Source organism: Vibrio sp. 1249-1 (assembly GCF_033340495.1).
The window spans coordinates 1-1,105 of the sequence record NZ_JAWOWJ010000117.1; the positions used below are offsets into that span (position 1 = coordinate 1).

1 protein-coding gene is annotated in these 1,105 nt (G+C 57.5%); it reads right to left on the minus strand.

Annotated features, from left to right (window positions below):
• Positions 1-1,105 (minus strand): RHS repeat-associated core domain-containing protein (locus R7Z50_RS24655; protein WP_318149371.1); only part of this gene is annotated, 1,105 nt, incomplete at both ends.

A 1,105-nucleotide genomic window follows, 5' to 3' on the forward strand; every position in this document is an offset into this window, starting at 1 on the left:
CCAACCCAGCTCCAATACCGGCACCAACAAACGCAAATTCACCCGTCGGGTCGGTATTGGACATAGGGTTTCCATGCACATACCCGTAGGTGTTTACTCCATCGATCAGGCCAAGAGGGTCGCTGGTAATGTACCGCCCGGTCGCTGGGTCGTAGTAACGCCGCCAGTTGTAGTGGAACCCGGTCTCCGCGTCGTAATACTGTCCTGGGAATCGCAGGTTGAAGGTTGGCCCCTGGATGATGATGCTGGCCTTACCGAACGGGCTGTAGCTCGCCTTCCAAACGACTTGGCCGCTGACGTCGGTCAGTGCCTTCGGGGTGCCCAGGTGATCGACGTGGACTTGGTAGGTCTGTCCTGACTGAACAAAGCCCAAGGGTGTCCCATCGAGCCAGATGTACTCCGCCAGCACGTCTCCAGTGGCCGCGTCCAGCTCCTCGATGAGGTTTCCTGCCAGGTCGTAAACCAGCAGCCGGGTATGCCCGTTTAGGGTCTTGGTTACACGCTGATCCAGATGGTTGTATGTGTAGCTTACAGTCACTCCCGCGACCGTTGCGGCCACCAGCCGGTTCTGGCTGTCATAGGTGAAGGTATCCGCCCCCTGCTTCGTCAGGTTGCCATTGGCGTCATAGCTTCTGGAGGTTTGCCCGGCCTTCACCAACCAGTTGTTCATGTAGTTGATGGTGTAGCTTTGGCTCAGGCCATCGGTCGTGATCGAGGTCCTGTTGCCGGTGGCGTCATAGCCATAGCCCAAAACGCCATAGATCCCCTCAGCAGAGGTGATGCGGCCAACCGCGTCATAACCGAGTGACTGATTGACTGATGAGCTGAGATTGTCGTCTATGGCTGAAATCAACGAGTCTGGCGTGTACCGATAGACCAGCGAATGCACCCTAGCAGCGTCGATGCCGGTGACACGGTAATCGAGATCCAGAGTGCGGCTTTCTGAAATGCCGTTCCCTCTGACCATACTGGTGACGGGGCCAAAGGGCGCTCGCTCAATCTGGCTTGCCAGGTTTGTTGTGGTGCCTGCTTGTGTCGTTGTCACCTCGATGACGTCACCGGCTGAGTCACGGGTGTAGGAGACCTCACGGCCACTGGGATACGT